Origin of the sequence: Neisseria uirgultaei (assembly GCF_962719845.1) — a bacterium.
GTDB lineage: Bacteria > Pseudomonadota > Gammaproteobacteria > Burkholderiales > Neisseriaceae > Neisseria > Neisseria bergeri.
This window is the reverse complement of sequence record NZ_CAUIYF010000003.1, coordinates 120,609-146,590: the sequence shown is the minus strand read 5'-3', so window position 1 is coordinate 146,590 and position 25,982 is coordinate 120,609. Positions and strand designations below refer to the sequence as shown.

The following is a 25,982-nucleotide window of genomic DNA, read 5'->3' as shown; positions in this document are numbered from 1 at the left end:
GGATTCCTTGATGTGGTTATTCGGTACGGTATTTTTCCAAAAGGCGGCGGAAGGGTTCACCGGTTTCGGGGTGTTTCAGGCCGTAGGCGACGGTGGCTTCGAGGTAGCCCAGTTTGCTGCCGCAGTCGTAGCGCGTGCCTTCAAAGGGGTGCGCCAGGACAAATTCGTGATCGAGCAGCTTGGCGATGCCGTCTGTAAGCTGGATTTCGTTGCCCGCGCCGCGCGGCAGGCCGGTCAGTAAGTCGAAAATGCGCGGGGTGAGGATGTAGCGGCCGACGACGGCAAGGTTGGAGGGCGCGTCTTCGGGCTTGGGTTTTTCGACAATGCCGGTAATGCGTTGGAACTGTTTGAGCTGTTCGGTTTCGACGATGCCGTATGAGCCGGTTTGCGACGGTTCGACGGTTTCTACGCCCAAAATGCTGTTGCCGCTGCGCCCGTACACTTCGACCATTTGTTTGAGCGCGCCTTTGGGCGCATCGATTAAGTCGTCGGCAAGAATGACGGCAAAGGGTTCGTCGCCGATGGCGGCGCGGGCGCACAATACGGCGTGTCCGAGTCCCAGTGCTTCGGTCTGGCGGATGTAGAGGCAGGTAATGTTCGGCGGCAGGATGTTGCGGACGTGTTCCAGAAGTTTGTCTTTATGGCGCATTTCCAACTCGGTTTCGAGTTCGTATGCCTTGTCGAAATGGTCTTCGATGCTGCGTTTGTTGCGTCCGGTTACAAACACCATTTCCGTGCAGCCGGCTTCCACGGCTTCTTCTACGGCGTATTGGATCAGCGGCTTGTCGACGATGGGCAGCATTTCTTTCGGGCTGGCCTTGGTGGCGGGCAGGAAGCGGGTTCCCATCCCTGCGACGGGGAAGACGGCTTTTTTTATCGGTTTCATTCTTTTTCCTTTGTATTGTTTTGATGTTTAAAGGGCGAGTTTGCGTAAGAGTTCGGCAAGTGCCTGCGCGCGGTGGCTTTCGCGGTTTTTGACCTCCGAATCCAATTCGGCGGCAGTTTTGCCGTGTTCGGGCAGATAAAAATACGGGTCGTAACCGAAACCGTTTTGCCCGAGCGGCGTATCGTTCCACTGCCCGTGCCATACGCCCTCGGCGATAATCGGGCGCGGGTCGTCTTTATGGCGGACAAGAACCAATACGCAGACATAGCAGCAGCTTTTGTCGGCTTTGCCGGCAAGTTCGGCGGCAAGTTTCAGGTTATTGGCGGTATCGGATTTGGGATTGTCGCCCGCGTAGCGTGCAGAATGGATGCCCGGCGCGCCGTTTAAGGCGGCGGCACAGATGCCGCTGTCGTCGGCGAGTGCGGGCAGCCCGCTGTATTTGGCGGCATGGCGTGCTTTTGCCAGCGCGTTTTCAACAAAGGTGGAATAGGGTTCCGGACATTCGGGTATGCCGAATTCGGATTGCGGCAATACGGTGATGCCGTAAGGCTTGAATAAGTTGCCGAATTCTTTGAGCTTGCCGGCATTGCCGCTTGCCAAAACGATTTTTTCCAGTTTTTCAGACATAGCGGTTTTCCTGTGATGAAGATGGGGCGGCGCGTAGGGATTTGTGCCGCAGGTAGAGGGCGAGTGCGCCGATTTGCCCGAACAGCGCGCCGAATGCGAAAAGGAAGGACGCGACGGCAAAGGCTTTGCTGCCGACGGTCAGCAGATAAGCACCCAAGAGGACGAGCAGCATAAATGCCAGTGTGAATAGGGCAACAGACAACAGATAGGTTTTTCGGCGGTTCATGGCGTTCGGTCGGAAACGGTATGTTCGGATTATAGCCGATTGGGACGGTATTCCCTAGAGCTTGGAAAAATGCCGTCTGAAGCGGCGTTCAGACGGCATGGCGGGCGTTATGCCTGTTTGTTCCAACGTTCGATGGATTCTTTAATAACTTTTTTCGCTTCTTCCACACCGCCCCACGATTCGACTTTGGTCGTACCCGCTTTTTTCAGGTCTTTGTAGTGGTTGAAGTGGAACTCGATTTGTTTGATGAGCTGTTGCGGCAAATCGGACAAAGTTTTGTAGGCGTTGCCGTTGTTGCGGTCGTCGGCAGGAACGCAGACGATTTTGTCGTCAACTTCGCCGTCGTCAACGAATTTCATCACGCCGATAACGCGCGCTTCCAAGAATACGCCGGTTGCCAGAGGTTGTTCGGTAACGAGCAGCACGTCCAATTCGTCGCCGTCTTCGTCCAAAGTTTGGGGAATGAAGCCGTAGTTGGTCGGTTTGGCGAAGATGGCGGGTTCGACGCGGTCGAGTTGGAATGCGGCGAGTTTGCGGTTCCACTCGATTTTGTGGTTGCTGCCGGCGGGGATTTCGTTGACAACGTTGATGATGCCGCCGTCCACGTCGCCGGGGGTCAGGATTTGGTTGAAGTCTGCCATTTGGTTTCCTTTATTTGGGAAGGTTTGAAGTTTGAAAGTATAGCACAAACGTCCGGCTGAAAATGCGCCCGATGCCGTCTGAAAGGGTGTCCGGACGCGTGTTACCGTTTGCCCAAAAACCTGCCCAGTTCCAAAATCGCGCGCCTGTTGGATGGGGAAAATACTTTTTCCGCCGCTTCTTCCATATCGAACCAACCGTAGGAGACGTGTTCTTCGGGTTGCAGGGCGATGGGCGTATCACGCTGAATTTCGGCAGAGAAGAGGTGTTCGCGGTTTTCAAACACGCCTTTTGGATAGCGGTGCCGCCAGTGGTGGTAGATTTCGTAAACCGTGCTGTCGTGCCAGTCTTGAAGCTGTCCTTCCGCAAGCAGTATGCCGGTTTCTTCCCAAACTTCGCGCCTTGCTGTTTGGGCAACGGTTTCCCCGGGTTCGAGGCTGCCGGTTACCGACTGCCAAAACCCTTTCGGATGCGTGCGTTCGATGAGGAGGATACTGCCGTCCCCGTCATGGAGTACGACCAGTGCGGAGACGGGGTATTTGAGCGGTTTTGCCATCGGCATCTTTCGGCGGGCTGCGGTAATGAAGGGGCGGATTATAGCAAACGCTACACGTTATGGCGTTTATCCTTTTCCGCCTAGGAGGGATGCGCCGGTGTTTGCCGGTAAATTTTCCGTTGTGTCAAAAAGATAAGGGCGGTTGTGATTTTAATGCTTGCCAAAGCGTCGGGCGGAAACTATAATCCGAAACTTATCGAGTCGGAGTGTGGCGCAGTCTGGTAGCGCACTTGCATGGGGTGCAAGGGGTCGAAGGTTCGAATCCTTTCACTCCGACCAAAAAATATAAGGCAGCCGTTTTTGAAACGGCTGCTTTTTTGTCCGTATAAAGAAAGGTCGTTTGAAACCGTATTTTTTGTTTAAGACAACCTCTTAGCTCAAACTTTGAGAAACACATGCGTGCGTTCCGCACACATGCTGCTTGTTGAGTTTAGGTTTCATATGGGCTACGGCTTGCTAGTTGCACAGGCTGCGCCTGTTATACTTACTCATCAGCTATTTTGGAATACATATACTCCACAGCTTTAGGTGATAGTGGTGCTTTACACTCGGTGCAATAATCTTTATTAAATGGGGAAATTCCTCTTGAATAAGTTAAATTATTAGCATCAATCTCAAATGATTTGCCATTAAATTTTTGAAAAGAATGGCAATATGGACATATGCCGGCAATCGGAATATAAATAATACAAAAAAGTAATCCAACAACCCAATATATAGTAAATATAATAAAAAAAATATCTTTCTTTAAGAAATTATTGTTTGTAACAATTTCTTGGAGGGTTGCTGCACCAGATATACAGGCTACGGAAATAAAAAAAATCTTAGGAATTAACATTCTTTTTTGAAATTTTTTCGCAATATACATTGCTTGTTCTTTGTCATCTAATTTTTTCATATCTCTTACTTCTTCCGTTCCAATCCGCCCGTGCCGCCCAATATCCCATTTCAACATACCACCTATTTCCACATGTACAAACTTTCTTGAAATGCCGTCTGAAAAGTTTTCAGACGGCATTTTTTATTTCTTCCAGTAGGCGGGGGTGAAAAGGATGAAGACGGTGAAGATTTCCAGCCTGCCCAAGAGCATGGCGGTAACGCAGATCCATTTCTGCATCACGTCCAAACCGGCGTAATTGCCGGCGGGCCCGACTTCGCCCAGTCCGGGGCCGGAATTGGTAATGCAGGCGATGACGGCGGTAAAGGCGGTGGTAAATTCCATACCGCTCGCCATCAGCAGGAAGCTGAAGAGGACGACGGTCATAAAGTAGATGAAGATGAAGGACATAACGGTCAGCGCGAGGCGGTCGGGTATGGCCTTGCCGCTGATTTTGACGGTGCGGACGGCTTTGGGGTGCAGCAGCACCATCATTTCGCGCAGGCTGAATTTGAACAGGACGAGGGCGCGTATGGTTTTGATGCCGCCGCCGGTCGAGCCGGAGCTGGCGAGGATGTTGGCGAGGAAAAACATCCACAGGGAAATCAGGAGCGGCCATTGTGCGAAGTCGGTGTTGGACAGCCCGTTTGCCAATCCGATGGAGACGAAGTTGAAGGCGGTGTAACGCAGGGATTCGATGAAGCCGGCGTAATGGCCGGTGTGCCACAGGTACAGGGCGGCGGCAAGGATGCTGCCGGAGAGCAGCAGTAGCATCGTCCGGCATTCTTCGTCTTTCCAATAGGTTTTGAGGCTGCGGCTGTTGAGGGCGGCGAAATGGCTGGCAAAATTGATGCCGCCGAAAATGGTGAAAACGATGATGACTGCTTCGATGAGGGGGGAGTTGTAATAAGCTATGCTGGCATCGTGGGTGGAAAACCCGCCCAGCGAGAGGGTCGCCATTGCGTGACAGACGGCATCGAACCAGCCCATCCCGGCAAAATGTAGGCAGGCTGCCGCGAGGATGGTGATCAGGGTGTAGCCGAACCAGAGTTTTTTCGCCACTTGGGAAATGCGCGGCGACATTTTGCTTTCTTTGTCAATGCCGGGGATTTCGGCTTTGAATAATTGCGTGCCGCCTACGCCGAGCATGGGCAGGATGGCGACGGCAAGGACGATGATGCCCATCCCGCCCAGCCAGTTGAGCATATGCCGCCAAAAGTTGACGGATGGGGCGAGTCCGTCGACGTGGGAGATGACGGTCGCGCCGGTGGTGGTCAGTCCCGACATCGATTCAAAAAATGCGTCGGTAAAGCCCATATTTGGGAAATACAGGTACATCGGCATCGCAGCCATAGCGGCAAACGCCAGCCACAACATCAGGACGAGGGTAAAGCCGTCGCGCGGACGCAGTTCGCGCCTGAACCGGAGGGTGGCGAGCCGGACGATGCACGAGCCAGAAAGGGTAACGGTCGCGGTGGTGGCGAAGGCGGTGTACGCGCCGTCCGAAAAGGCGTAGGAGAGGGCGGCGGGTATCAGCAGGATAAAGGAAAACAGCATACCCAGTCGGGAGAGGACGTGGGCGATGGGCAGGATTTTGTGCATAGTGGGGCGGTCCGTTATTTTGCGAAGCTTTTCCAGTCTATGCCGCCGGCGGCTTGGACTTGGGTAATTTCTTCCGTTTCGAGGTTGACGGCGGTCAGCTGCCCGCCCCACAGCGCGCCGGTGTCCAGCGAGATGACGTTGTCGGCATTCGTGTAGCCCAGCGAGGACCAGTGTCCGAAGATGATGGTGTGGTCGAGGTTTTGCCGGTCGGGGGCTTTGAACCACGGGCGCAGGTAAAGCGGCATTTTTTTCACTGTGGATTTGTAGTCGAAATCCAGTTCGTTTTTAAAGGTCAGGGCGCGCATCCGCGTGAATGCGTTGACGATGAAGCGCAGGCGGGCATAGCCTTCCAAACCTTCATCCCACGCGGCCGGTTTGTTGCCGTACATTTTGGAAAAGAATTTGACGTATTTTTTGCCGCGCAGTTCGGCTTCGGCTTCTCTAGCGAGCGATTCGGCTTTGGCTATGCACCATTGCGGCAGGATGCCGGCGTGTACCATCACGCGGCTGCCCTCGCGTATCAACAGCGGTTGCGCACGCAGCCAGTCGAGCATTTTTCTGCCGTCGGGGTGTTTGAGTATGGGTTCGATTGTGTCGCTGCGTTTGAGCGCGCCTTCGCCGCAGCCGACGGCGAGCAGGTGCAGGTCGTGGTTGCCGAGGACGATTTGCACGCTGTTTTCGTGACGGATGCAGAATTGCAGCGTTTCGAGGGATTTCGGGCCGCGGTTGACGATGTCGCCCGTCAGCCAGAGGGTGTCCGTGCCGTGGTTGAAGCCGATTTTGCCGAGCAGCGCGGTCAGTTCGTCGAAGCAGCCTTGGATGTCGCCGATTGCGTAATGTGCCATTGCGGGTGTTGTGAAGTGGGAAAGTATTGCGGTTCGGACGGCACAGTTGGAAATCTTATGCCGTCTGAACGTGGAATTATGCGTTCAAAACGAGGACGGCTTCGGCTTCAACCTGCACGCCTTTGGGCAGCGAGGCAACGCCGACGGCGGCGCGGGCGGGGAACGGCTCGGCGATAAATTCCGCCATCACTTCGTTGAAGACGGCGAAGTTGGCAAGGTCGGTCAGGTAGGCGTTGAGTTTGACGATGTCGTCCAGCGAACCGCCTGCCGCTTCGGCGACGGCTTGCAGGTTTTTAAAGACCTGGCGCGCTTCGGCGCGGAAATCGCCGTTGCCGACGACGGTCATGGTGGCGGGATCGAGGGGGATTTGACCGCTCATGTAAACGGTGTCGCCTGCTCGGACGGCTTGGCTGTATGCGCCGATGGCGGCAGGGGCTTTGTCGGTGTGGATGATGGTTTTGGACATTTCGGATTCCTTAAAAAATAGGGCGGCAGAAGCCGCAGCGTTCGGGATTATCGTACAAAACCGCCGGCTTGTGTAGTTTCAGACGGCATGGATGTTGAAAACAAAAAACCGCCGAAGGCTCGGCGGTTTGCGGAATAAGGCGTATATCAGAATTTGACGCGCACGCCGGCGGACAGTTCGCTGGAGCGGACGTTTTTGACAGTGTTGACTTTGCCGACGTAGTTGTAGCGGTAGCCGGCATCCAAATCGACATTCGGGGTAACGGCATAGCTTACGCCCGCCAATACGCCGAGACCGGTGGAGGTTTGGCTGAAGCTGTCGCTGCCGCCCAAGTCGACGGAGGCGCGGTTGAGGCTCAAGCGCGCGCCGAGATACGGTTTGACGGGCGATTGGGTGTCGAAGTCGTAAATGGCGGACGCGCCGATGCTGTAAAGTTTGAAATCGGTGGATGGGACTTGTTTATAGTTTTTGTAGCGCGTGTAATCGACGGCGAAGCGGAGGTCGTTGATGCGGTAGCCTGCGGAGATGCGCGGGCTGAAGCCTTTGGCAGAACCTAAAGAGCTTGAGGCTTTGGCGTGTGCGGCATCGGCTTGGACGTAAAAGCCGGATGCGCCTTCTGCCAGTGCGGCGGTCGGGAGGGCGAGGGCAATCAGTGCGGCAAGTGCTTTTTTCATATTTTGGTTCCTTTATGGTTAGGGAGAAAAATTGTTAAGAATCCGTTAAAGAATCCTGCCGTATTATACTGAAATTTTCTTTTTGCATCGTAATATTTTCAATGCCTCAAGATACGCGGCGGCATCCGGCTGCTCTGCCGACGGCAAAGCCGTTAACCCGCGCGTTGCCTTTAAATGGTGGCGGCGGCATCACGCGGCGGACGGGTGGAACTTGCAAACGGTTTGGAAAAAACCGCAAAGGCGCGGCGGCGGTATCTGTCGGATTGTTGCAGGCGCAGGCGTACGGTTTTTTGTGTGCGGCGTTGCCTTAAGCGTCGGACATTTCCGGCGGCGGCTGTGCCGTCTGAAACGCCCGGCGGGGGATGTGGCTGCGTTTTCCATCGATAAGCATATTTGCCGGCCGCGTTCGGGGCGGGTTTTCCCGGGCGGCCGCCGATTTGTTTGCGCTTATAAAAAACACTGCAATAAATCGTTTAAAAACAACCGTCCCCGTTCGGTCGGGCGGAACACGGTCGGGTCGGTTTCCAGCAGGCCTTTTTGCCTTGCCGTTTCGATTTGCGCCATGATTTTGGCGGCGGGTACGCCCGTGCGTTCCTGTAACATCGCGGCGGGTACGCCGTCGATCAGGCGCAGGGCGTTCATCATGAATTCGAACGGCAAATCTTCGGCGGCGACGGTTTTGCGTTCAACGGCTTCGCTCGGTTGGCTTTGCATTAGGGCGAGGTAGTCGTTGGGGTGGCGGCGGCGGACGGTGCGTTCGATGCGGTCGGGATAGGAGATTTTGCCGTGCGCGCCCGCGCCTATGCCTAAATAATCGCCGAACTGCCAGTAGTTCAAATTGTGGCGGCACTGCATGGCGGGTTTCGCAAAAGCCGATGTTTCGTAGTGGATAAAACCCGTGCCTTCCAGCGCGCCGTGTACCGCGTCTTCGATGTCCAATGCTGCTTCGTCTTGCGGCAAACCTTTCGGCGGTGTATGACCGAACGGCGTGTTCGGCTCCATGGTCAGATGATACGCGCTGATGTGGGTTGCGCCCGTGGCGATGGCGGTTTGCACGTCGTCCAATGCCGTCTGAACGGTCTGGTTCGGCAGGGCGTACATCAAGTCGATATTGACTTTATCAAATAATTTCAAGGCAGTAGCTATGGCGGTTAAGGCTTCTTTGCCATTGTGGACGCGCCCCAGCCGCGCAAGCATATCGTCGTTGAAACTCTGCACACCAATAGAAAGCCGCGTGATACCCGCGTCTTTAAATCCTTGAAACTTCTCGATTTCAAACGTACCCGGATTGGCTTCCAACGTAATTTCCGCTTCCGGCTGCAAGCGCAACAGCGAACGCACGCCGCTCAACAAACGGTCGATTGATTCCGCCTGAAACAGGCTGGGCGTACCGCCGCCGAAAAAGATTGTTTCCACCGGCCTGCCCCAAATATTGGGCAATTCAAGCTGCAAATCGGTCAGCAGCGCGTCGATATAGGCGGCTTCGGGCAATCCGTTTTTCAGGCTGTGGGAATTGAAGTCGCAATACGGGCATTTTTTGATGCACCACGGGATGTGGATGTAAAGCGACAGGGGCGGCAGGGCGGTGAGTCGGGTGCGGTTTGGAAAGGAAATGGTGTGCATGGTGTGGTTCGGAAAAGTGGACAATGCCGTCTGAAGGCGGTTCAGACGGCATAGGTTCAGCCGAGCAGGGTAAGCAGGTCGGCTTCGCTGAGGACGGAAACGCCCAAGGCATTGGCTTTTTCCAGCTTGCTGCCCGCGGCTTCTCCGGCGACGACGTAATCGGTTTTTTTGGACACGCTGCCGGAAACTTTGCCGCCTGCGGCTTCGATTAATGCTTGGGCTTGGTCGCGTTTGAGCGTGGGCAGGGTGCCGGTTAACACAAAGGTTTTGCTCGCCACGGCTTTATTGATGCCGTCTGAACCTTGCGCCGCTTCGTCTTCAGACGGCATTTGCGCGAAGAAGGTTTTCAGGTTTTCGAGCAGGGCGGCGTTTTGTGGTTCGCTGCGCCACGCCTGCCAGTCGGCAGGGAGGGCTTTGTCGTTTTGCAGGCCTTCTATGTTTTTGCCGGCGAGTTCCCATAAGGCTTGGGCTTTGTTTTCGCTGATTTTGAAACTGGGCAGGCGGGCGATCCAGCGTTGCGGTTCGGCATATTGTGCGGCAGGCAGGCTGACGGCTTGGGTTTGCGGGGCAACGCCTGCGGCGAGCAGTTCGTCTATCATCGCCTGCTGTTCGGCTTGGGCAAAGAAGTGGGCGATGGAACGCGCCACGACGGTGCCGATGTCGGGCAGGCAGGCGAGGATGGGTTCGGGCGCGCGGCGGACGTGTTCCAGCGAACCGAATGCCTGCGCCAGTGTTTTGGCGGTGCGTTCGCCGACGTGGCGGATGCCGAGCGCGAACAGGAAGCGGGCGAGTTCGGGCGTTTTGCTGGCTTCTATGCCTGCGAGGATGTTTTCCGCCCACTTGGTCGGCTGTTTTTTGCCGTTTGGGGTATTGGATTCAGACAGGTCGCCTGAAACCGTTTCTGTGTCGCCGTCTTCGTTTTCAGACGACCCTTTATCCGCCGTTTCCTTCATTTTTTGCAAGGTCGGGATGTCGAGGCGGTAGAGGTCGGCAAAATGGCGGACGAGGTCTTGGGCGACAAGTTGCTCGATTTGTTTTTGACCGAGTCCGTCGATGTCCATGGCTTTGCGCGAGGCGAAGTGGATTAAGCCTTGTGCGCGTTGTGCCTGACAAAGCATGCCGCCGCTGCATCGAGCGACGGCTTCGCCTTCTTCGCGTTCGATTTCGCTGCGGCAGATGGGGCAATGGGTCGGCAGGCGGTAGGGCTTGTGGAGCGGAACGGATTGGGTTTGGTTTGCAGCCGGTGCTTCGGCAAACAGGTCGTCTTGTTGGTATTTGATGCCGTCTGAAACGGCAACGGCGGTTTCCTGCATCGGGCGGCGTTCGAAAATCACGCGTACAACTTCGGGAATCACGTCTCCGGCGCGGCGCACGACGACGGTATCGCCGATGCGCACGTCTTTACGCGATACTTCGTCCTGATTGTGCAGAGTGGCGTTGGTGACGGTTACGCCGCCGACGAATACGGGTTGCAGGCGGGCGACGGGGGTAACCGCGCCGGTGCGCCCGATTTGTACGTCTATGGCTTCGACGACGGTCAGGGCTTCTTCGGCGGGGAATTTGTGGGCAATCGCCCAGCGCGGCGCACGGGAGATGAAGCCGAGTTCGCGCTGTTGCGCCAAGCTGTTGACTTTGACGACCATGCCGTCGATTTCATAGGGCAGCTCAGGGCGTTTTTGCTGCATTTGTTCGTAAAATGCCAATACTTCGCCGATATTTTTGAAACAGCCGAAATTGCCGTCGGGTAGGCTGAAGCCGAGTTCTCGGAAATAGGCGAGTTCTTGGATATGCTCTTCCGCGACGAAACCGCCTTGCTGGCGGGCAATCGAGTAGGGGAAAAAGTGCAGTTTGCGTTGCGCGGTGATGCGCGAATCGAGTTGGCGCAGGCTGCCGGCAGCGGCGTTGCGCGGATTGGCAAAGGATTTTTGCCCGTTTTCGGCTTGACGTTTATTGAGCGCGGCAAAGTCGGCTTTGAGCATCAGCACTTCGCCGCGCACTTCGATGAGTTCGGGCGCGTTTTCGCCGTGTAGCCGCAGGGGGATATTGGCGACGGTTTTGACGTTTTGGGTAACGTCTTCGCCCGTCGTACCGTCGCCGCGCGTTGCCGCCTGCACCAATACGCCGTCGCGGTAGAGCAGGCTGATGGCGAGGCCGTCGAATTTGGGTTCGATAACGTATTCGGGATTGCCGCCGTCCAAGCCGTCGCGCACGCGTTGGTCGAAGGCGTACATTTCGGCATGGTCGAACACGCCGTTTTCATCTTGCGGGGAAAAAGCGTTGGTCAGCGACAGCATCGGCACTTCGTGGCGTACTTCGGCAAATCCCGCCAAAGGCTCGCCGCCGACACGCTGAGTCGGGCTGTCGGGCAGCTTGAGCTCGGGATGGTTCAGCTCGAGGGCTTCGAGTTCACGGAACAGGCGGTCGTATTCGGCATCGGGTACGCTGGGCGCATCGAGGGTGTAGTATTCGTAGGCGTAGCGGTTGAGGAGGTCGGTGAGGCGGCAGATGTGTTGTGCGGCAAATTGTTTTATATCACTATCAGACGGTTTAAGAAGATTGGTAAGGTTAGTGTTATGTTTTGAGTTTGGATTCATGAGAGAAGGTTTTCAGACGACCTTTGTCTGATACGGGATGAAACGGGCAAAGGTCGTCTGAAAAATGATAGGTTGAAAACAGCTGAATTTTACCCGAAAAAAAGCGGATATGCCGTAACGACATATCCGCTTTGATTGCATTCGATTTTAGGAGAACAGGCGCAGGGCGGTTTTGCCGCCCGGTTCGATACCGACTTTGAGCATCTCGGACTGACGCGCCAATACATAAGTGCGTACGTCTTTGAGCCATTGGGTCGAAACTTCTTCCATTTTGTCGTTGACCAGATTCAGGTTCAACTGGCCGGACAGGCGTACCGCCAAATCCATAAAGAGGTCGTCAAAAGTTTTTTCGCCTGCCGGAGAGTGCGGGATGTCGAGCAGCATACTGAAGCCTTTGTAGGACTGGTTGTCCAAAAGGGCATTGGTAAACGGCTCGTTGTTGAGCGTGCAGATGGAGAACATGGTCGAACCCGACGTGTCGGTATAGTGGAACGCGCCGTCGTCTTCCAAAACGAAACCCACGCCCGTTACGGCGGAACGCAGTTCTACGCCGCTGATGCTGGTCGGGGAAACCAAATGGATGGCGATGGTCTGGTCGACGCGCGCGCAGAATGCGTCCAGTGCGGAAGCCACTTCGATAAAGGCGGCAAGGTCGGTGTGCAGCGTCTGACCACCCATGCTTTGTGCGAATGCGTCCACCTGGCGGTTGAATGCGGAGAGTTCTTCCTGCGAGGCAAGTCCGTTGCGGCTGACTGCCTGAATACCCACGATAAATGCCTGATAGCGGATGCCCGGGATGGGTTCGGCAATCTGGAAATGGTCGTCCATGGTGCAGCCGACAATCTGGTAGCGGCAGCGGTTGGAAAGGCGCGGCAGTGCGTGCAGTTCTTTGGCTTCGGTCAGCGCGATATAGGAAATGAAATCGAAGCGCACGTCAAACCAGGGCAGCTCGACCTTCGACAGCTCTTTGAGCGTAATCAGCGGTTTTGCCGGCGTTTGCGGGACAGGAACGGGTTTTGTCGGCGCGTCGGCAGGTTTTGGTGCGGAATGTCCGGTTTGGGGTTCGGAAGCGGTGTGGGCGGAGTTGTCGATAATGCCGCTTTCTTCCAAGACGGTTTCGATTTCGGTTTTGAACGGGGAGGCTTTTGCCTGTTTCTGCTTGGCGATGTAGACGGCATCCTGTTCTTGCAGGTTGCGCATGGCGGGGTCTTGGGGTTTTGCCGTTTTTTTGACCGCCGGTTGGGGTTTCGGCATCATGACCGGTCCGCCGGACGGTTTGCCGTCGCGGACATGGCTGGTTTTGCTGTTGAGCAGGGCATCTTTGTCGGAGTGTCCGAACTGGTCGCGCACTTTTTTGCGGTATTGGTTTTCCTGATACATATTGTAGGCGACAACGGCGAGGACGACGGCTAGAAACAGTACGATGTAAATCATGGCAATCACTTTAAATTTCGAGATGCAGGATACGCAAAGTGCGGGTACTGCGGTTAAATCGGGCTTGCGTTTCCGGCAGTCTGACGGAACGACCGGTTATAACGTTTGAATTATAACGAAAATTGCAGGGTCTGACAGCAGTGTGTCGAAATAAGCGGAAATTTTCCGAAATGCCGTCTGAAATCTGTGGTTTTCAGACGGCATTTCTGTCCACGGGAAACCCTTTCTCACGTATCCGCCGCCAGTCGAAAAAATGGCCGGGGTCGGTTTTGCGGCCGGGTGCGATGTCTTGGTGTCCCGTTACCGCCGTGATGGGGTAGCGGCGGCAGATTGCGTCCAACAAGGCTTCGAGCGAACGGTATTGCGCTTCGGCAAACGGCTCGAAATCGCAGCCTTCCAATTCGACGCCGATGGAAAACGCGTTGCATTTTTCCCGTCCACGAAACGAGGATACGCCCGCGTGGTACGCCATGTCGCTGCATGATACGAACTGCACCGTTTCGCCGCCGCGTTTGATTAAGAAATGGCTGGATACGCGCAAAGTGTGTATCAGGCTGAAGAACGGATGCCCGTCGGGGTCGAGCCGGTTGGCAAACAGCTTTTCCACCGCATCCGTGCCGTATTCGAACGGCGGCAGCGAAATGTTGTGCAGCACGATTAAGGAAACCGTTTCCCCCGTTTCCCTCGGGCTGAAATTGGGCGACGGGGTATGGCGTATGCTTTGAAGCCAGCCGTTTTGCCAGTGTGCTTCGGCGTGATTGTCCATGATGTTCTTCCTGTCCGGCGGGTAATTTGGGTTATACTGTCGCCCGAATTTTAAGACGTATTCCGAATGCTGGGAATCCTACCATGTTGAGAAAATTGTTGAAATGGTCTGCCGTTTTTTTGACCGTGTCGGCAGCCGTTTTCGCCGCGCTGCTTTTTGTTCCTAAGGATAACGGCAGGGCATACCGAATCAAGATTGCCAAAAATCAGGGTATTTCGTCGGTCGGCAGGAAACTTGCCGAAGACCGCATCGTGTTCAGCAGGCATGTTTTGACGGCGGCGGCCTACGTTTTGGGTGTGCACAACAGGCTGCATACGGGGACGTACAGATTGCCTTCGGAAGTGTCTGCTTGGGATATCTTGCAGAAAATGCGCGGCGGCAGGCCGGATTCCGTTACCGTGCAGATTATCGAAGGTTCGCGTTTTTCGCATATGAGGAAAGTCATCGACGCAACGCCCGACATCGAACACGACACCAAAGGCTGGAGCAATGAAAAACTGATGGCGGAAGTTGCGCCCGATGCCTTCAGCGGCAATCCCGAAGGGCAGTTTTTCCCCGACAGCTACGAAATCGATGCGGGCGGCAGCGATTTGCAGATTTACCAAACCGCCTACAAGGCGATGCAACGCCGTCTGAACGAGGCATGGGCAGGCAGGCAGGACGGGCTGCCTTATAAAAACCCTTATGAAATGCTGATTATGGCGAGCCTGATCGAAAAGGAAACAGGGCATGAAGCCGACCGCGACCATGTCGCTTCCGTCTTCGTCAACCGCCTGAAAATCGGTATGCGCCTGCAAACCGACCCGTCCGTGATTTACGGCATGGGTGCGGCATACAAGGGCAAAATCCGTAAAGCCGACCTGCGCCGCGACACGCCGTACAACACCTACACGCGCGGCGGTCTGCCGCCGACCCCGATCGCGCTGCCCGGCAAGGCGGCACTCGATGCCGCCGCCCATCCGTCCGGCGAAAAATACCTGTATTTCGTGTCCAAAATGGACGGCACGGGCTTGAGCCAGTTCAGCCATGATTTGACCGAACACAACGCCGCCGTCCGCAAATATATTTTGAAAAAATAAACCATGCCGTCTGAACGCTGAATTTGTTTCAGACGGCATACCCTTACCGGAACTGCAAGCATGAAACCGCAATTCATCACTTTGGACGGCATAGACGGTGCCGGCAAATCCACCAACCTTGCCATCATCAAGGCATGGTTTGAACGGAGGGGGCTGCCCGTGCTGTTCACGCGCGAACCGGGCGGCACGGTGCTGGGCGAGGCGTTGCGCGAGATTTTGCTCAATCCGGCGACCAAGGCCGGTTTGCGTGCGGAAACACTGATGATGTTCGCCGCTAGAATGCAGCATATTGAAGACGTGATATTGCCCGCGCTTTCAGACGGCATCCATGTCGTGTCCGACCGTTTTACCGATGCGACCTTCGCCTATCAGGGCGGCGGGCGGGGGATGCCGTCTGAAGACATTGAAATTTTGGAACATTGGGTGCAGGGCGGTTTGCGCCCCGATTTGACCCTGCTGTTGGATGTGCCGCTGGAAGTGTCGATGGCGCGTATCGGACAGACGCGCGAGAAAGACCGTTTCGAGCAGGAGCAGGCGGATTTCTTTATGCGTGTGCGCAGCGTTTATCTGAACCGTGCCGCCGCCTGTCCCGAACGGTACGCCGTTATTGACGGCAACCGCAGCGTGGAAGAAGTCAGAAACAGCATAGAAAAAATGTTGGACAGACATTTCGGCTGTTGATGTGGCAAATATTGAAACAAGCGCATCCGCCCGCGCCGAAAATCAAACGGCAGTGCCGCAGGTAAAAATGGCGGTATGCGCCAAACTTTCGGCATGATAGAATTACGCTCAGTTACAAGGCAGGATGCGTCGGCAATATTAACGAACCGCCCGTAACCCGATGTCTCGAAAGTGTTTCGGACAGTCCGATTCAAATCTTTTTCTCGCAACAGGATTGACACATGGAAAACTCATTGAAAGAAGCCGCCCTCAAGTTCCACGAATTACCCGTTCCGGGCAAAATTTCCGTTACCCCGACCAAATCTCTGGCGACCGACAAAGATTTGGCGTTGGCGTACTCTCCGGGCGTAGCCGCCCCCTGTATGGAAATCCATGCCGATCCGCAAAATGCCTACAAATACACCGCCAAAGGCAACTTGGTCGCCGTCATTTCCAACGGTACGGCCGTTTTGGGCTTGGGCGACATCGGCGCGCTGGCGGGCAAACCCGTGATGGAAGGCAAAGGCGTATTGTTCAAAAAATTCGCCGGTGTGGATGTGTTCGACATCGAAATCGATGAAAAAGACCCGCAAAAACTGGTGGACATCATCGCCGCTTTAGAGCCGACTTTCGGCGGCATCAACCTCGAAGACATCAAAGCGCCCGAGTGTTTCTACATCGAACGCGAATTACGCAAACGCTGCAAAATCCCCGTATTCCACGACGACCAGCACGGTACCGCCATCATTACTGCCGCCGCCGTATTGAACGCCCTGCGTTTTACCGGCCGTAAAATCGAAGAAGCGACTTTGGTGTGTTCCGGCGCAGGTGCGGCCGCGATTGCCTGCCTGAACCAACTGCTGGATTTGGGCTTGAAACGCGAAAACGTAACCGTTTGCGACTCCAAAGGCGTGATTTACCAAACCCGCGAAGACAAAGACCGCATGGATGAGTCCAAACAGTTCTACGCCGTTGAAGACAACGGTCAACGCGTGCTTGCCGATGCCGTCAAAGGCAAAGACATCTTCTTGGGCCTCTCCGGTGCGAATCTGCTGACACCTGAAATGTTGAACACGATGAACGAAAAACCCATCGTGTTCGCCATGGCCAACCCGAATCCGGAAATCCTGCCGCCGCTGGCAAAAGAAACCCGTTCGGACGTGGTTATCGGCACCGGCCGATCCGACTTCCCGAACCAAGTCAACAACGTATTGTGCTTCCCGTTCATCTTCCGCGGCGCGTTGGATGTCGGCGCGACCACCATCAACGAAGAAATGAAACGCGCTTGCGTGTATGCTTTGGCAGATTTGGCGATGGAAGAAGTAACCGAAGAAGTGGTTGCTGCTTACGGTAAGAAATTCGAATTCGGCGCGGAATACCTGATTCCGACCCCGTTCGACTCCCGCTTGCTGCCGCGCGTCGCTGCGGCTGCCGCCAAAGCAGCGATGGAAAGCGGCGTGGCAACCCGTCCGATTGCAGACTTGGAAGCCTACGCCGCCAAGCTGGGCGAATGGAAGCTGTAATACGCTGAGTGTAAAAATGCCGTCTGAACTGTTTTCAGGCGGTATTTTGTTGTCCGACGATTTGAAACCTGTCCCAAAAAGGAAAAATATGGAATCCGTCCGTTACAACATCAACAACACGCCTGAAATCCAAAACGACAACGCCCCCGTCATGACGACAGGACAATGGGTGTTGACGATGATTGTTTTCATGATTCCTTTGGTCAACATCATTATGCTTTTTGTTTGGGCATTCGGCAGAGGCAACCCGAACCGTGCCAATTTCTGTAAAGCGCTGTTGCTTATTTACCTGATTGGTTCGCTTATCGGTTTGATTTTCATATTGCTTATAGGTGGGTCTGCATCGGGTACGCATTATTAATGCACCGGCTGATTCTGCTTCGAAGATTTGTATCGAATATGCCGAATTGTTTCAAATTTCATACCCTTATCGAACGGCATTGGCAAAAACCTTATCCGGTTTTGTCTTTTCTGCTCAAGCCGCTCTCCGGGCTGTTTGCCAAAATTGCGGCGAAACGGCGTGCGGATTTTTTATCGGGAAAACGGCAAAGCGAAAAGCTGCCCGTGCCTGTGGTCGTGGTCGGCAATATTCACGCGGGTGGGACGGGGAAAACGCCGATTGTTGCCGCGCTGGTGTCGGGTTTGCAGGAAAAGGGCGTCAAGGTCGGCATCATCAGCCGGGGCTACGGGCGCAAGAGCAAGGCGGTTCATGTATTGAATGCTGAGAGCCGAGCGGAAGATGCGGGCGATGAGCCTTTGCTGCTGTTCCGCAAAACCGGTGCGCCGACGGCGGTGGGCGGCAGCCGAGCGGAAGCGGGCAGGGCGTTGCTGTCGGCGCATCCCGACATCGGACTGATTGTGGCGGACGACGGTTTGCAGCATTACGCCCTGCAACGCGATGTCGAAATTGCCGTGTTTCCGTCTGCCGACACAGCAAGGCAGGATTTGGATCTGCTACCCAACGGCAGTTTGCGCGAACCTTTGTCGCGGCTGGATTCGGTGGATGCGGTCGTCGTCAGCGGCGGCGAGGCGGACGCGTCGTTTGCGCCGTCTGAAAATATGTTTCACAGCCGCATCGAAACGGGACAAATTTACCGTTTGAACCGGCTGTCCGAAGAATTGGATTTGGCGGGTTTGGGAAATCAAACCGTCGCGGCAGTCGCCGGTATCGCCAAGCCGGCGCGGTTTTTCGATTCGTTGCGGAATATGGGCATTACCTTGAAGCAAACCGTCGCGCTGCCCGACCACGCTGATATTTCGGCGGCAGATTTGCCCGATGCGGACGCGGTAATTATTACGGAAAAGGATGCGGTCAAGTTTTCAGACGGCATTTGCGCCGATAATGTTTGGGTGCTGCCGGTTTGTGCGATAATCGAACCTGATTTGGCGGCGTTTGTGTTTGAGCGTCTGGAAGGAGTGCTAAAGGCCGTCTGAAAGCACGGTTTGGGCGAAATTATTAAAAACGCCTCACGCCGTCATTCCCGCGCAGGCGGGAATCTAAGTCTCGAATTTTCAGGAATGACTAGGAGGCTTCAGAAATCCCAAATCCCTGGATTTCCACCTGAGCAGGAATGACGGAAGCCGGTTGTATTTTTTATCTGTATTAATCATTCGCCAAAGGAGCGGATATGAAGCTGAAAACCTTGTTATTGCCCTTCGCCGCGCTGGCATTGTGCGCCGGCACATTTGCCGCCTCGCCCAGCGACGCGTCGTTGGAGCGTTGGCTGGATACGCAGAATTTTGACCGGGATATAGAAAAAAATATGATTGAGGGCTTTAATGCCGGATTTAAACCATATGCGGACAAAGCCCTTGCCGAAATGCCGGAAGAGAAAAAAGATCAGGCGGCAAAAGCCTTTAACCGCTATCGTGAGAATGTTTTGAAAGATTTGATCACGCCTGAGGTGAAACAGGCTGTCCGCAATACTTTATTGAAGAATGCCCGTGAGATATACACGCAAGAAGAAATTGACGGCATGATTGCCTTTTACGGTTCGCCTGTCGGTCAGTCCGTCGTTGCCAAAAATCCGCGCTTAATCAAGAAGTCGATGAGTGAAATAGCGGTATCTTGGACTGCATTGTCAGGGAAAATCGCGCGACATCATCTGCCCGAGTTTACGGAAGAGTTGCGACGCATCATCTGCGGCGGTAAAAATCCCGATGCGGGCTGCAAGCAGGCTGGACAGGTTGGGAAAAGGCATCAGAAATAAATAATAGCCGCCTGAAATATTGCAGAGGGCATCCGATTGATTAAACCATTATAGTGGATTAACAAAAACCAGTACGGCGTTGCCTCGCCTTAGCTCAAAGAGAACGATTCTCTAAGGTGCTGAAGCACCAAGTGAATCGGTTCCGTACTATCTGTACTGTCTGCGGCTTCGTCGCCTTGTCCTGATTTTTGTTAATCCACTATAAACTCGAAAGAGACCCTATGGAAAAAAAATTCTTAGACATCCTCGTCTGCCCCGTTACCAAAGGCAGGCTGGAATATCATCAGGACAAACAGGAATTGTGGAGCCGTCAGGCGAAGCTGGCTTATCCGATTAAAGACGGCATTCCCTATATGCTGGAAAACGAAGCGCGAGCGTTGAGCGAAGAGGAACTCAAAGCATGACCGAATTTGTCGTATTGATTCCGGCGCGGCTGGATTCATCGCGCCTGCCCGGAAAAGCCTTGGCGGACATCCACGGCAAACCGATGGTCGTACGCGTTGCCGAACAGGCGGCAAAAAGCAAAGCCGCGCGCGTCGTCGTTGCCACCGATCATCCCGATATTCAGATGGCCTGTCAGGCGTACGGCGTGGAAGTCGTCATGACTTCAAACCGGCACGAAAGCGGCACGACCCGCCTTGCCGAAGCCGCCGCCGCGCTGAAGCTGCCGCAACATCTGGTCGTTGTCAACGTACAGGGCGACGAGCCGCTGATTGCCCCCGAACTCATCGACCGTACCGCCGAAGTCTTGGTGGAAAACAACGTCCAAATGGCGACCGCCGCGCACGAATTGCACGATTTCGACGAATTGATGAATCCCAACGCCGTCAAAGTCGTCCTCGACAAAAACCGCAACGCCATCTACTTCAGCCGCGCCCCGATTCCTTATCCGCGCGATGCGATGCGTGCCGAAAAACGCGAAATGCCGTCTGAAACCGCCGTCCTGCGCCATATCGGCATCTACGCCTACCGCGCCGGCTTCCTGCAACGCTATGCCGAAATGAGCGTCTCGCCGCTGGAAACCATCGAATCGCTGGAACAACTGCGCGTCCTGTGGCACGGCTACCCGATTGCCGTCGAAACCGCCAAAGAAGCCCCCGCCGCCGGTGTGGACACGCAGGAAGATTTGGACAGGGTCCGCGCCGTATTTCAGACGGCATAACACATTCGCAAAGGAAAACAATATGCAGCAGCAAGCCAGACAATGGCAACACTTGAGTCGTGAAGAACAGAAAATCCTTGCCGAAGTATGGGGTCTCGTGCAAAACGATGATCAGGAGGTTCACTATGAAATGCTCAAATTGAATGCACCCGACGAAGCCAGCGGTGAGTTTTGGTTCAGAATGGCAGAAACACTCAGCACCCTGCCGCCCAACCGTTCCCTCGACCTTAGAATGAACGGCGGCAGGCTGGCGACCGCCGTATCCATCCTATCGGTGATGATTGAGGACAATCCCGACATACCGCAGCTTTGGGCGCAAAAAATTACCGCCCTCAACTATTTGGCACACGGACACAAAACACGTTTTGAAGGTTTGTCCCAACAGGAGGGCAAGGCTGCCGAAGCCAACGAAGAAGAATACCTGGCCAAAGTATTGTCTCAGAATTTGTTGACAACGTTGGATGCGGCACTTGCACGTTTTCCTGAAGATGTGTGGTTTCAGGAAGCTAAGCAAGATGCCCAAAAGCATTTTTTATGAGGATTTGATTGATAAGGATATTTTGTTTTGAGAAACGCCGATTGCTAGCATTAATGAAGTAAATATCATTTAATTTCAAGATGCTGATATTTATGCTTCCTGTTTCTTCTTGACGGTATCAACAAAGTTAATTACAATTCTGCTTTCCTTAGGAGTAATGGCTGAGAGGCTGAAGGCACTTCCCTGCTAAGGAAGCATGTGGGGTTAACCTGCATCGAGGGTTCGAATCCCTCTTACTCCGCCATAGAATACAAACGCCCCGAAACGGGGCGTTATTTTTTGCGTAAAAACTGAGCATACATTAAGAATCATTGAATTATATTCATTTTGTTTTGTGTAATTTACGCCATAAATGTAAGCCTGTAAAAACTTTTATCAATAAGTCATTATGATAATGTGTGGTAATTTTGAATGGCAACTTACCATAATGACTAAAGTTATTATTCCTAATACGGCGGATTGGGTTAAAAATGCAAAGTTGAAAGACGGGCTTGATAAATTTTCAGATGGGATAACTTCGTTTAAGGTATTTAGATATATGAATTTTAATTATAAAACAATGAGATATATTTGTGAAAGTGTTTGATTATGGTTATCAGCCATATTTTTTGCACAAAATATGACTTATGCTAAAAACTCTAATTATAAAGAACTAGATTATTGGAATCATATGTTAGAATTCCCCAACCGTTTGGATAAAGCGGCAATCTAAAGATAAAACTCAAGAAAGACACAATATGAACAAACTACTGATTACTTTAATGATGGCGGCAGGTTTGGCAGCTTGTTCGCAAGAAAGCAAACAAGAGGCGCAAGAGGCGGCTCCAGCCGTTGCTTCTGAAGTTCAGACCGAGGCATCTTCGGTTCAGACGGCCGCACAGGAGGCTACTCCGTCTGCAGAAGCGGCTTCAGCCGAAGCCAAACCTGAGGAGAAGGTGGAGGCACCTGCGGCGGAAGCTAAACCGGAAGCAAAAGCAGAAACTTCCGTTGCTGTCGATGGTCAGAAAGTATTTGAAGCCAGCTGTAAAATGTGTCATGGCGGCACCATTCCCGGGGCACCTGCAGTGGGTAAAAAAGACGATTGGGCACCACGTATCGCAAAAGGCAAGGAAACCTTACACAAACATGCAATCGAAGGTTTTAATGCGATGCCTGCCAAGGGCGGCAATGCCGGTTTGAGTGATGATGAAGTGAAGGCCGCAGTCGATTACATGGCCAATCAGTCCGGTGCAACATTCTGAATTGTTTATAATATTCACGATAGTGTAATCAAGCCTGTCCGGATATTTGATGAAACCGGATTCCATGCAATATATGGAATCCGGTTTTTTTATTCCAAACTGAGTTATTTAAGGGTGCGGCAGTCTATATGCCGGTTACCCATTCAAGACTTTTTACGGCGGGTCAATCAGCTCAATACCTGTCCCCTTTTGTTGATTGTCTTGATGGTTTGTTTGGTATCGGTTCATAAAAACCGTCAGTTGGAAAACGGCCCGTTTCCGGTGAAAAGGTTACGGCGATATGTTGCACAATCGAAGTGCCATGCCTATTCGCCTATCTGCGCGTCAGGTGTTATACTTAAAAAGATTTATCGATTGTTTGCCGGAGCCTCGCCGGTATTGGGAGTGTAAGAGAAATGAGTAGAATCCAACAGACTTTTGCCGCATTGGGTAATAAGAAGGCATTGATTCCCTATATTACGGTGGGCGATCCTGATATTCGGACAACTTTGGCAATAATGCACAGTATGGTTGCAAATGGTGCGGATATTTTAGAGTTGGGTGTGCCTTTTTCCGACCCGATGGCAGACGGGCCGACTATTCAGCGTGCGGCGGAGCGGGCGTTGGCAAACGGGGTTTCGCTGCGCGATGTCTTGGATGTCGTTGGAAAGTTTCGTGAAACCGACACGCAAACGCCGGTTGTTTTGATGGGATATTTGAACCCCGTGCATAAAATGGGTTATCGGGAATTTGCCCGAGAAGCGGCAGAAGCGGGTGTGGACGGCGTATTGACGGTGGATTCTCCCATTGAAACCATCGATTCTTTATATCGCGAGCTGAAAGGCAACGGGGTCGACTGTATTTTCCTGATTGCGCCGACGACGACGGAAGACCGTATTAAAACCATTGCCGAGCTGGCAGGCGGATTTGTCTATTATGTTTCGCTAAAGGGCGTAACGGGCGCGGCAAGTTTGGATACGGATGAGGTTTCGCGTAAAATAGAGTATTTGCGTCAGTATATAGATATTCCCATCGGTGTCGGTTTCGGCATCGGCAATGCCGAAAGCGCGCGCAAAATCGGCCGGGTTGCCGATGCGGTCATTGTCGGCAGCCGGATTGTGAAAGAGATTGAAAACAATGCGGGCAACGAGGCTGCGGCCGTCGGTGCTTTGGTCAAAGAGTTGAAGGATGCCGTGCGCTGATTCTGTCGTGCATTCTAAATGTTTTAGGAGTTGTCCATGAGCTGGTTAGATAAGATCCTGCCACCCAAAATCAAGAATCGTGGTAAAGACGGTTCTTCCAATGTTCCCGAGGGTTTGTGGCACAAATGCCCGTCTTGTTCGGCAACCATCTATTCGACCGAGTTGCAGCAGAACAATCAGGTCTGCCCGAAATGCAACCACCACAACCCGTTATCGGCGCGCCAGCGTTTGAATCTGCTTTTGGATGAGGAAGGCAGGGAGGAAGTTGCGGGTAATGTCAAACCGACCGATCCTTTGAAATTTAAAGACAGTAAAAAATACCCCGACCGTTTGGGGGCGGCACGCAAGCTGACCGGGGAAGATGACGCGCTTGTGGTGATGAAGGGGATGATGAACGGCCTGCCCGTCGTCGTTGCCGCGTTTGAATTTCGCTTTATCGGCGGTTCGATGGGTTCGGTTGTGGGCGAACGATTCGTACAAGGTATCCGTCGGGCGGTTGCCGACAATTGTCCGTTCGTCTGTGTGGCGGCTTCCGGCGGTGCGCGTATGCAGGAGGGTGTGAACTCATTGATGCAGATGACGAAAACCAGTGCCGCGCTGCACTTGTTGACGGAAAAACGCCTGCCGTTTATATCGGTATTGACCGATCCGACCATGGGCGGCGTATCCGCCAGCTTTGCTTTCCTGGGCGATGTCGTATTGGCCGAACCCAATGCCCTAATCGGTTTTGCGGGACCGCGCGTTATTGAACAGACTGTACGGGAAACCTTGCCGGAAGGCTTCCAGCGTGCTGAGTTTTTACTGGAGAAAGGCGCAATCGACCAGATTGTCGACCGGCGTGAGATGAAGCAGCGAATCAGCAGTTTGATTACGTTGTTGCTCCGTCAGGACAAAGTTGCCGCCGCATGATGCCTGATAATGCGAATGCCGTCTGAAAATTGTTTCAGACGGCATTTTTATATCCGGTTTATTTGGAGTGTTGTTTCATCGATGGCGCATAATGTCCGGCACGTTCTTTCAGGCGTTGTATCAGGCTATGCGTGTCGGTCGGTATGCCGTCTTCGCAGAATGCCTGATACAGGACGGCGCGTAATGCGTCGTTGCGGCTTAATGCACCGCCTATCGGTTTCCATTCGGTATTTCGAGGCTGTATCCAACGGCGGTTGACCGTATCACCGTATCCGAATACTTTGTAGGAGGAAAGTTTGTCGTTGCCGAAACGGATGGATGAGCGGGCGCAGAATATGCCTTCGGCAGTCAGGTTGTCGTAGCCTTTGTCGGAGCGGATATTGAGAATGTAGCGGATACTACCGTCGGGCGCGGGCATAATTTGTAGGCTGTCGAGCAGGATTTTCGGCTGTTTGCCGTAATTTTCATCCACATAAATGTCGAACCAGCCGTCCGAGTGCGTATCGGGCAGCGGCGGCAGTTCGGCGGTATGTTCTTTAAATTCGCGGGCGGCGGCTTCTTCGGGCGTTTCGCGGTAGCGGGTGTTGATCGGCGTGTCTTTTTGGCTGAAGCCGGCAGCAAGGGATGTGCCGGCGGCGAGTGCGAGCAGCAGGAGGACGGTGCGGCGCATAAGTTTCTCCAAATTGAAAACGGCTTTATTTTATGGGTTGCTAGGGAGGGCTGCAAGCAAGTGGGGTATAATTCGGCTTTATTTAAACTTTTAACCGGTATCGGAACATGAACAGCGAAACTTTGGACGTTATCGGGCTGAAATGCCCTTTGCCTATTTTGCGGGCTAAAAAGGCTTTGGCGCAAATGCAGCAGGGCGACGTGTTGACCGTTCTGGCAACCGACGGCGGCGCACCGGGGGATTTTGAGGCTTTTTGCCGCCAAACCGGTCATGTGCTGCTGGATGCTTCGGAGCAGGACGGCGTATTCAGGCTGGTCGTCCAACACAAATAAATGCCGTCTGAAATGCAGATAATCCGTTCGATTGTGTTATTTTTAACTTTTATTTTTGCTGCATGCAGTGCCAAAAATCAACCTTCCGACGAGGATCGACAAAGCTTTGCGCGCATTGCCGTCGATTTGTTCCGGAATGCCTGCGTATCGACGCAGGGCGGTTTTGAACCGGTTTCAGCTTTTGCCGATACCGGTCGTTTTACCCTTGTGGGCAAGGATGAAACGCTACACATGCGGGCGGAGGTTGCAGAGCCCGATGTACAGGCGTTGTGGACGCTTGAACGCGATGGCGGCATTTATTATTTGAGCCTGACGCGAGACAGTTGCAGTGTGAAAGCCGAGCGGGCAGACAGTGCCGCGCTGTTGGAACATTTTGACGGACTTGTCCGACAGCCGCCGAAAAATGCCAATATAGAATTGAGGGCGGAACAGGCAGTACAGACACCGTTTGAAATCCGCCAAATCAGCTATGCCTGGCGGGAAGCGGGCAGCCCTGAAGAAACCGTATTGACCGCACAAACCGCCGATTCCCCGGATTTACCCGTACAGGCAGTATTGAACCTGACGCATCGTTCCCACAACGGGAAACCCCTAATTCTCCCCTGACTTCAGACGGCATAAAGTCGGCATGCCGTCCGAACATTCAAATAAAACAAAGGAAA

At 53.6% G+C, this 25,982-nt stretch carries 29 protein-coding genes and 2 tRNA genes; 16 read left to right on the top strand and 15 right to left on the bottom strand.

What is annotated here, in order from left to right; genetic code table 11:
* Window positions 1–16 precede the first annotated feature (16 nt).
* From galU to nudB, 5 genes are all read right to left on the bottom strand, one after another.
* Window positions 17–886, bottom strand: a complete 870-nt coding sequence (gene galU, locus Q9J32_RS03015; RefSeq protein WP_301885061.1) for a UTP--glucose-1-phosphate uridylyltransferase GalU — start codon at window positions 884–886, stop codon at window positions 17–19.
* A gap of 27 nt (window positions 887–913) precedes the next feature.
* Window positions 914–1,513, bottom strand: coding sequence for an RdgB/HAM1 family non-canonical purine NTP pyrophosphatase (gene rdgB, locus Q9J32_RS03010; protein WP_301885059.1), 600 nt, complete (start codon window positions 1,511–1,513; stop codon window positions 914–916).
* A complete protein-coding gene (locus Q9J32_RS03005; RefSeq protein ID WP_301885057.1) occupies window positions 1,506–1,739 on the bottom strand; it encodes an NGO_0222 family membrane protein in 234 nt (77 codons plus the stop codon). Before Q9J32_RS03005 ends, rdgB begins: the two co-directional genes overlap by 8 nt.
* Before the next feature lie 107 nt (window positions 1,740–1,846).
* Window positions 1,847–2,380 carry an inorganic diphosphatase gene (locus Q9J32_RS03000; protein ID WP_002248262.1) on the bottom strand — a complete coding sequence of 178 codons (534 nt, stop codon included), beginning with the start codon at window positions 2,378–2,380 and terminating at the stop codon, window positions 1,847–1,849.
* A gap of 101 nt (window positions 2,381–2,481) precedes the next feature.
* Window positions 2,482–2,940: a dihydroneopterin triphosphate diphosphatase gene (gene nudB, locus Q9J32_RS02995; protein ID WP_301885055.1), complete on the bottom strand. Its 459-nt coding sequence runs from the start codon at window positions 2,938–2,940 to the stop codon at window positions 2,482–2,484.
* Window positions 2,941–3,136: 196 nt separating this feature from the next.
* On the opposite strand from nudB, the gene Q9J32_RS02990 reads away from it, so the two are divergent.
* Window positions 3,137–3,213, top strand: a tRNA-Pro gene (locus Q9J32_RS02990).
* Window positions 3,214–3,418: 205 nt separating this feature from the next.
* Here the strand turns inward: Q9J32_RS02990 and Q9J32_RS02985 are convergent.
* From Q9J32_RS02985 to ampD, 9 genes are all read right to left on the bottom strand, one after another.
* Window positions 3,419–3,952 carry a hypothetical protein gene (locus tag Q9J32_RS02985; protein WP_301885053.1) on the bottom strand — a complete coding sequence of 178 codons (534 nt, stop codon included), beginning with the start codon at window positions 3,950–3,952 and terminating at the stop codon, window positions 3,419–3,421.
* Window positions 3,953–3,955: 3 nt separating this feature from the next.
* Window positions 3,956–5,413 carry a TrkH family potassium uptake protein gene (locus Q9J32_RS02980; RefSeq protein ID WP_301885051.1) on the bottom strand — a complete coding sequence of 486 codons (1,458 nt, stop codon included), beginning with the start codon at window positions 5,411–5,413 and terminating at the stop codon, window positions 3,956–3,958.
* Between the two features lie 14 nt (window positions 5,414–5,427).
* On the bottom strand, window positions 5,428–6,258 hold the full coding sequence (locus tag Q9J32_RS02975) for a symmetrical bis(5'-nucleosyl)-tetraphosphatase (RefSeq protein WP_301885049.1): 831 nt from the start codon (window positions 6,256–6,258) through the stop codon (window positions 5,428–5,430).
* Window positions 6,259–6,334: 76 nt separating this feature from the next.
* On the bottom strand, window positions 6,335–6,724 hold the full coding sequence (locus Q9J32_RS02970) for a RidA family protein (protein ID WP_118791931.1): 390 nt from the start codon (window positions 6,722–6,724) through the stop codon (window positions 6,335–6,337).
* Window positions 6,725–6,870: 146 nt separating this feature from the next.
* Window positions 6,871–7,398 (bottom strand): outer membrane beta-barrel protein NspA, encoded by a 528-nt coding sequence (gene nspA / locus Q9J32_RS02965; RefSeq protein WP_301885048.1) that lies wholly within the window; start codon window positions 7,396–7,398, stop codon window positions 6,871–6,873.
* 447 nt (window positions 7,399–7,845) lie between these two features.
* Window positions 7,846–9,021 (bottom strand): radical SAM family heme chaperone HemW, encoded by a 1,176-nt coding sequence (hemW, locus tag Q9J32_RS02960; RefSeq protein WP_301885046.1) that lies wholly within the window; start codon window positions 9,019–9,021, stop codon window positions 7,846–7,848.
* Between the two features lie 56 nt (window positions 9,022–9,077).
* On the bottom strand, window positions 9,078–11,552 hold the full coding sequence (gene ligA / locus Q9J32_RS02955) for an NAD-dependent DNA ligase LigA (protein ID WP_373321647.1): 2,475 nt from the start codon (window positions 11,550–11,552) through the stop codon (window positions 9,078–9,080).
* 210 nt (window positions 11,553–11,762) lie between these two features.
* Entirely contained in the window at window positions 11,763–13,049 is a 1,287-nt protein-coding gene (locus tag Q9J32_RS02950) for a cell division protein ZipA C-terminal FtsZ-binding domain-containing protein (protein ID WP_301885041.1), read from the bottom strand.
* Window positions 13,050–13,242: 193 nt separating this feature from the next.
* Entirely contained in the window at window positions 13,243–13,815 is a 573-nt protein-coding gene (gene ampD, locus Q9J32_RS02945) for a 1,6-anhydro-N-acetylmuramyl-L-alanine amidase AmpD (protein ID WP_301885039.1), read from the bottom strand.
* 83 nt (window positions 13,816–13,898) lie between these two features.
* On the opposite strand from ampD, the gene mltG reads away from it, so the two are divergent.
* From mltG to accD, 13 genes are all read left to right on the top strand, one after another.
* Window positions 13,899–14,894: an endolytic transglycosylase MltG gene (mltG, locus tag Q9J32_RS02940; protein ID WP_301885037.1), complete on the top strand. Its 996-nt coding sequence runs from the start codon at window positions 13,899–13,901 to the stop codon at window positions 14,892–14,894.
* A 60-nt stretch (window positions 14,895–14,954) separates the two neighbouring features.
* Complete coding sequence (gene tmk, locus Q9J32_RS02935) at window positions 14,955–15,575, top strand: dTMP kinase (protein WP_301885035.1); 621 nt, start codon at window positions 14,955–14,957, stop codon at window positions 15,573–15,575.
* 221 nt (window positions 15,576–15,796) lie between these two features.
* Window positions 15,797–17,077 (top strand): malic enzyme-like NAD(P)-binding protein, encoded by a 1,281-nt coding sequence (locus Q9J32_RS02930; protein WP_301885033.1) that lies wholly within the window; start codon window positions 15,797–15,799, stop codon window positions 17,075–17,077.
* Window positions 17,078–17,093: 16 nt separating this feature from the next.
* The gene (locus Q9J32_RS02925; RefSeq protein ID WP_197741029.1) at window positions 17,094–17,438 is read left to right on the top strand and encodes a hypothetical protein; all 345 of its coding nucleotides are present in this window, start codon (window positions 17,094–17,096) and stop codon (window positions 17,436–17,438) included.
* A gap of 38 nt (window positions 17,439–17,476) precedes the next feature.
* Entirely contained in the window at window positions 17,477–18,511 is a 1,035-nt protein-coding gene (lpxK, locus tag Q9J32_RS02920; protein WP_301885028.1) for a tetraacyldisaccharide 4'-kinase, read from the top strand.
* A gap of 194 nt (window positions 18,512–18,705) precedes the next feature.
* Window positions 18,706–19,287, top strand: coding sequence for a DUF2059 domain-containing protein (locus Q9J32_RS02915; protein ID WP_301885026.1), 582 nt, complete (start codon window positions 18,706–18,708; stop codon window positions 19,285–19,287).
* A gap of 221 nt (window positions 19,288–19,508) precedes the next feature.
* Entirely contained in the window at window positions 19,509–19,691 is a 183-nt protein-coding gene (locus Q9J32_RS02910) for a Trm112 family protein (RefSeq protein WP_002221286.1), read from the top strand.
* Window positions 19,688–20,449: a 3-deoxy-manno-octulosonate cytidylyltransferase gene (gene kdsB, locus Q9J32_RS02905; RefSeq protein ID WP_301885024.1), complete on the top strand. Its 762-nt coding sequence runs from the start codon at window positions 19,688–19,690 to the stop codon at window positions 20,447–20,449. The genes Q9J32_RS02910 and kdsB overlap by 4 nt, the downstream gene beginning before the upstream one ends.
* Window positions 20,450–20,471: 22 nt before the next feature.
* Complete coding sequence (locus tag Q9J32_RS02900; RefSeq protein WP_301885022.1) at window positions 20,472–20,987, top strand: 3-deoxy-manno-octulosonate cytidylyltransferase; 516 nt, start codon at window positions 20,472–20,474, stop codon at window positions 20,985–20,987.
* Between the two features lie 151 nt (window positions 20,988–21,138).
* A tRNA-Ser gene (locus tag Q9J32_RS02895) sits at window positions 21,139–21,231 on the top strand.
* A gap of 493 nt (window positions 21,232–21,724) precedes the next feature.
* Window positions 21,725–22,228 (top strand): c-type cytochrome, encoded by a 504-nt coding sequence (locus Q9J32_RS02890; protein ID WP_301885021.1) that lies wholly within the window; start codon window positions 21,725–21,727, stop codon window positions 22,226–22,228.
* A 395-nt stretch (window positions 22,229–22,623) separates the two neighbouring features.
* Entirely contained in the window at window positions 22,624–23,409 is a 786-nt protein-coding gene (gene trpA / locus Q9J32_RS02885; RefSeq protein ID WP_107818585.1) for a tryptophan synthase subunit alpha, read from the top strand.
* Between the two features lie 36 nt (window positions 23,410–23,445).
* Window positions 23,446–24,318 carry an acetyl-CoA carboxylase, carboxyltransferase subunit beta gene (gene accD, locus Q9J32_RS02880; RefSeq protein ID WP_301885017.1) on the top strand — a complete coding sequence of 291 codons (873 nt, stop codon included), beginning with the start codon at window positions 23,446–23,448 and terminating at the stop codon, window positions 24,316–24,318.
* Between the two features lie 58 nt (window positions 24,319–24,376).
* On the opposite strand, the gene Q9J32_RS02875 is transcribed toward accD, so the two are convergent.
* On the bottom strand, window positions 24,377–24,988 hold the full coding sequence (locus Q9J32_RS02875) for a CNP1-like family protein (protein WP_301885015.1): 612 nt from the start codon (window positions 24,986–24,988) through the stop codon (window positions 24,377–24,379).
* Window positions 24,989–25,095: 107 nt separating this feature from the next.
* On the opposite strand from Q9J32_RS02875, the gene Q9J32_RS02870 reads away from it, so the two are divergent.
* Window positions 25,096–25,320, top strand: a complete 225-nt coding sequence (locus Q9J32_RS02870; protein WP_003675596.1) for a sulfurtransferase TusA family protein — start codon at window positions 25,096–25,098, stop codon at window positions 25,318–25,320.
* A gap of 12 nt (window positions 25,321–25,332) precedes the next feature.
* Entirely contained in the window at window positions 25,333–25,926 is a 594-nt protein-coding gene (locus Q9J32_RS02865; RefSeq protein WP_439652136.1) for an NMCC_0638 family (lipo)protein, read from the top strand.
* Window positions 25,927–25,982: the final 56 nt, after the last annotated feature.

Coding starts and splice junctions, on each gene's coding strand:
- galU (WP_301885061.1), bottom strand. CDS start 886: ATGAAACCGATAAAAAAAGCCGTCTTCCCCGTCGCAGGGATGGGAACC.
- rdgB (WP_301885059.1), bottom strand. CDS start 1,513: ATGTCTGAAAAACTGGAAAAAATCGTTTTGGCAAGCGGCAATGCCGGC.
- Q9J32_RS03005 (WP_301885057.1), bottom strand. CDS start 1,739: ATGAACCGCCGAAAAACCTATCTGTTGTCTGTTGCCCTATTCACACTG.
- Q9J32_RS03000 (WP_002248262.1), bottom strand. CDS start 2,380: ATGGCAGACTTCAACCAAATCCTGACCCCCGGCGACGTGGACGGCGGC.
- nudB (WP_301885055.1), bottom strand. CDS start 2,940: ATGCCGATGGCAAAACCGCTCAAATACCCCGTCTCCGCACTGGTCGTA.
- Q9J32_RS02985 (WP_301885053.1), bottom strand. CDS start 3,952: ATGCCGTCTGAAAACTTTTCAGACGGCATTTCAAGAAAGTTTGTACAT.
- Q9J32_RS02980 (WP_301885051.1), bottom strand. CDS start 5,413: ATGCACAAAATCCTGCCCATCGCCCACGTCCTCTCCCGACTGGGTATG.
- Q9J32_RS02975 (WP_301885049.1), bottom strand. CDS start 6,258: ATGGCACATTACGCAATCGGCGACATCCAAGGCTGCTTCGACGAACTG.
- Q9J32_RS02970 (WP_118791931.1), bottom strand. CDS start 6,724: ATGTCCAAAACCATCATCCACACCGACAAAGCCCCTGCCGCCATCGGC.
- nspA (WP_301885048.1), bottom strand. CDS start 7,398: ATGAAAAAAGCACTTGCCGCACTGATTGCCCTCGCCCTCCCGACCGCC.
- hemW (WP_301885046.1), bottom strand. CDS start 9,021: ATGCACACCATTTCCTTTCCAAACCGCACCCGACTCACCGCCCTGCCG.
- Q9J32_RS02950 (WP_301885041.1), bottom strand. CDS start 13,049: ATGATTTACATCGTACTGTTTCTAGCCGTCGTCCTCGCCGTTGTCGCC.
- ampD (WP_301885039.1), bottom strand. CDS start 13,815: ATGGACAATCACGCCGAAGCACACTGGCAAAACGGCTGGCTTCAAAGC.
- mltG (WP_301885037.1), top strand. CDS start 13,899: ATGTTGAGAAAATTGTTGAAATGGTCTGCCGTTTTTTTGACCGTGTCG.
- tmk (WP_301885035.1), top strand. CDS start 14,955: ATGAAACCGCAATTCATCACTTTGGACGGCATAGACGGTGCCGGCAAA.
- Q9J32_RS02930 (WP_301885033.1), top strand. CDS start 15,797: ATGGAAAACTCATTGAAAGAAGCCGCCCTCAAGTTCCACGAATTACCC.
- Q9J32_RS02925 (WP_197741029.1), top strand. CDS start 17,094: ATGCCGTCTGAACTGTTTTCAGGCGGTATTTTGTTGTCCGACGATTTG.
- lpxK (WP_301885028.1), top strand. CDS start 17,477: ATGCCGAATTGTTTCAAATTTCATACCCTTATCGAACGGCATTGGCAA.
- Q9J32_RS02915 (WP_301885026.1), top strand. CDS start 18,706: ATGAAGCTGAAAACCTTGTTATTGCCCTTCGCCGCGCTGGCATTGTGC.
- Q9J32_RS02910 (WP_002221286.1), top strand. CDS start 19,509: ATGGAAAAAAAATTCTTAGACATCCTCGTCTGCCCCGTTACCAAAGGC.
- kdsB (WP_301885024.1), top strand. CDS start 19,688: ATGACCGAATTTGTCGTATTGATTCCGGCGCGGCTGGATTCATCGCGC.
- Q9J32_RS02900 (WP_301885022.1), top strand. CDS start 20,472: ATGCAGCAGCAAGCCAGACAATGGCAACACTTGAGTCGTGAAGAACAG.
- Q9J32_RS02890 (WP_301885021.1), top strand. CDS start 21,725: ATGAACAAACTACTGATTACTTTAATGATGGCGGCAGGTTTGGCAGCT.
- trpA (WP_107818585.1), top strand. CDS start 22,624: ATGAGTAGAATCCAACAGACTTTTGCCGCATTGGGTAATAAGAAGGCA.
- accD (WP_301885017.1), top strand. CDS start 23,446: ATGAGCTGGTTAGATAAGATCCTGCCACCCAAAATCAAGAATCGTGGT.
- Q9J32_RS02875 (WP_301885015.1), bottom strand. CDS start 24,988: ATGCGCCGCACCGTCCTCCTGCTGCTCGCACTCGCCGCCGGCACATCC.
- Q9J32_RS02870 (WP_003675596.1), top strand. CDS start 25,096: ATGAACAGCGAAACTTTGGACGTTATCGGGCTGAAATGCCCTTTGCCT.
- Q9J32_RS02865 (WP_439652136.1), top strand. CDS start 25,333: ATGCAGATAATCCGTTCGATTGTGTTATTTTTAACTTTTATTTTTGCT.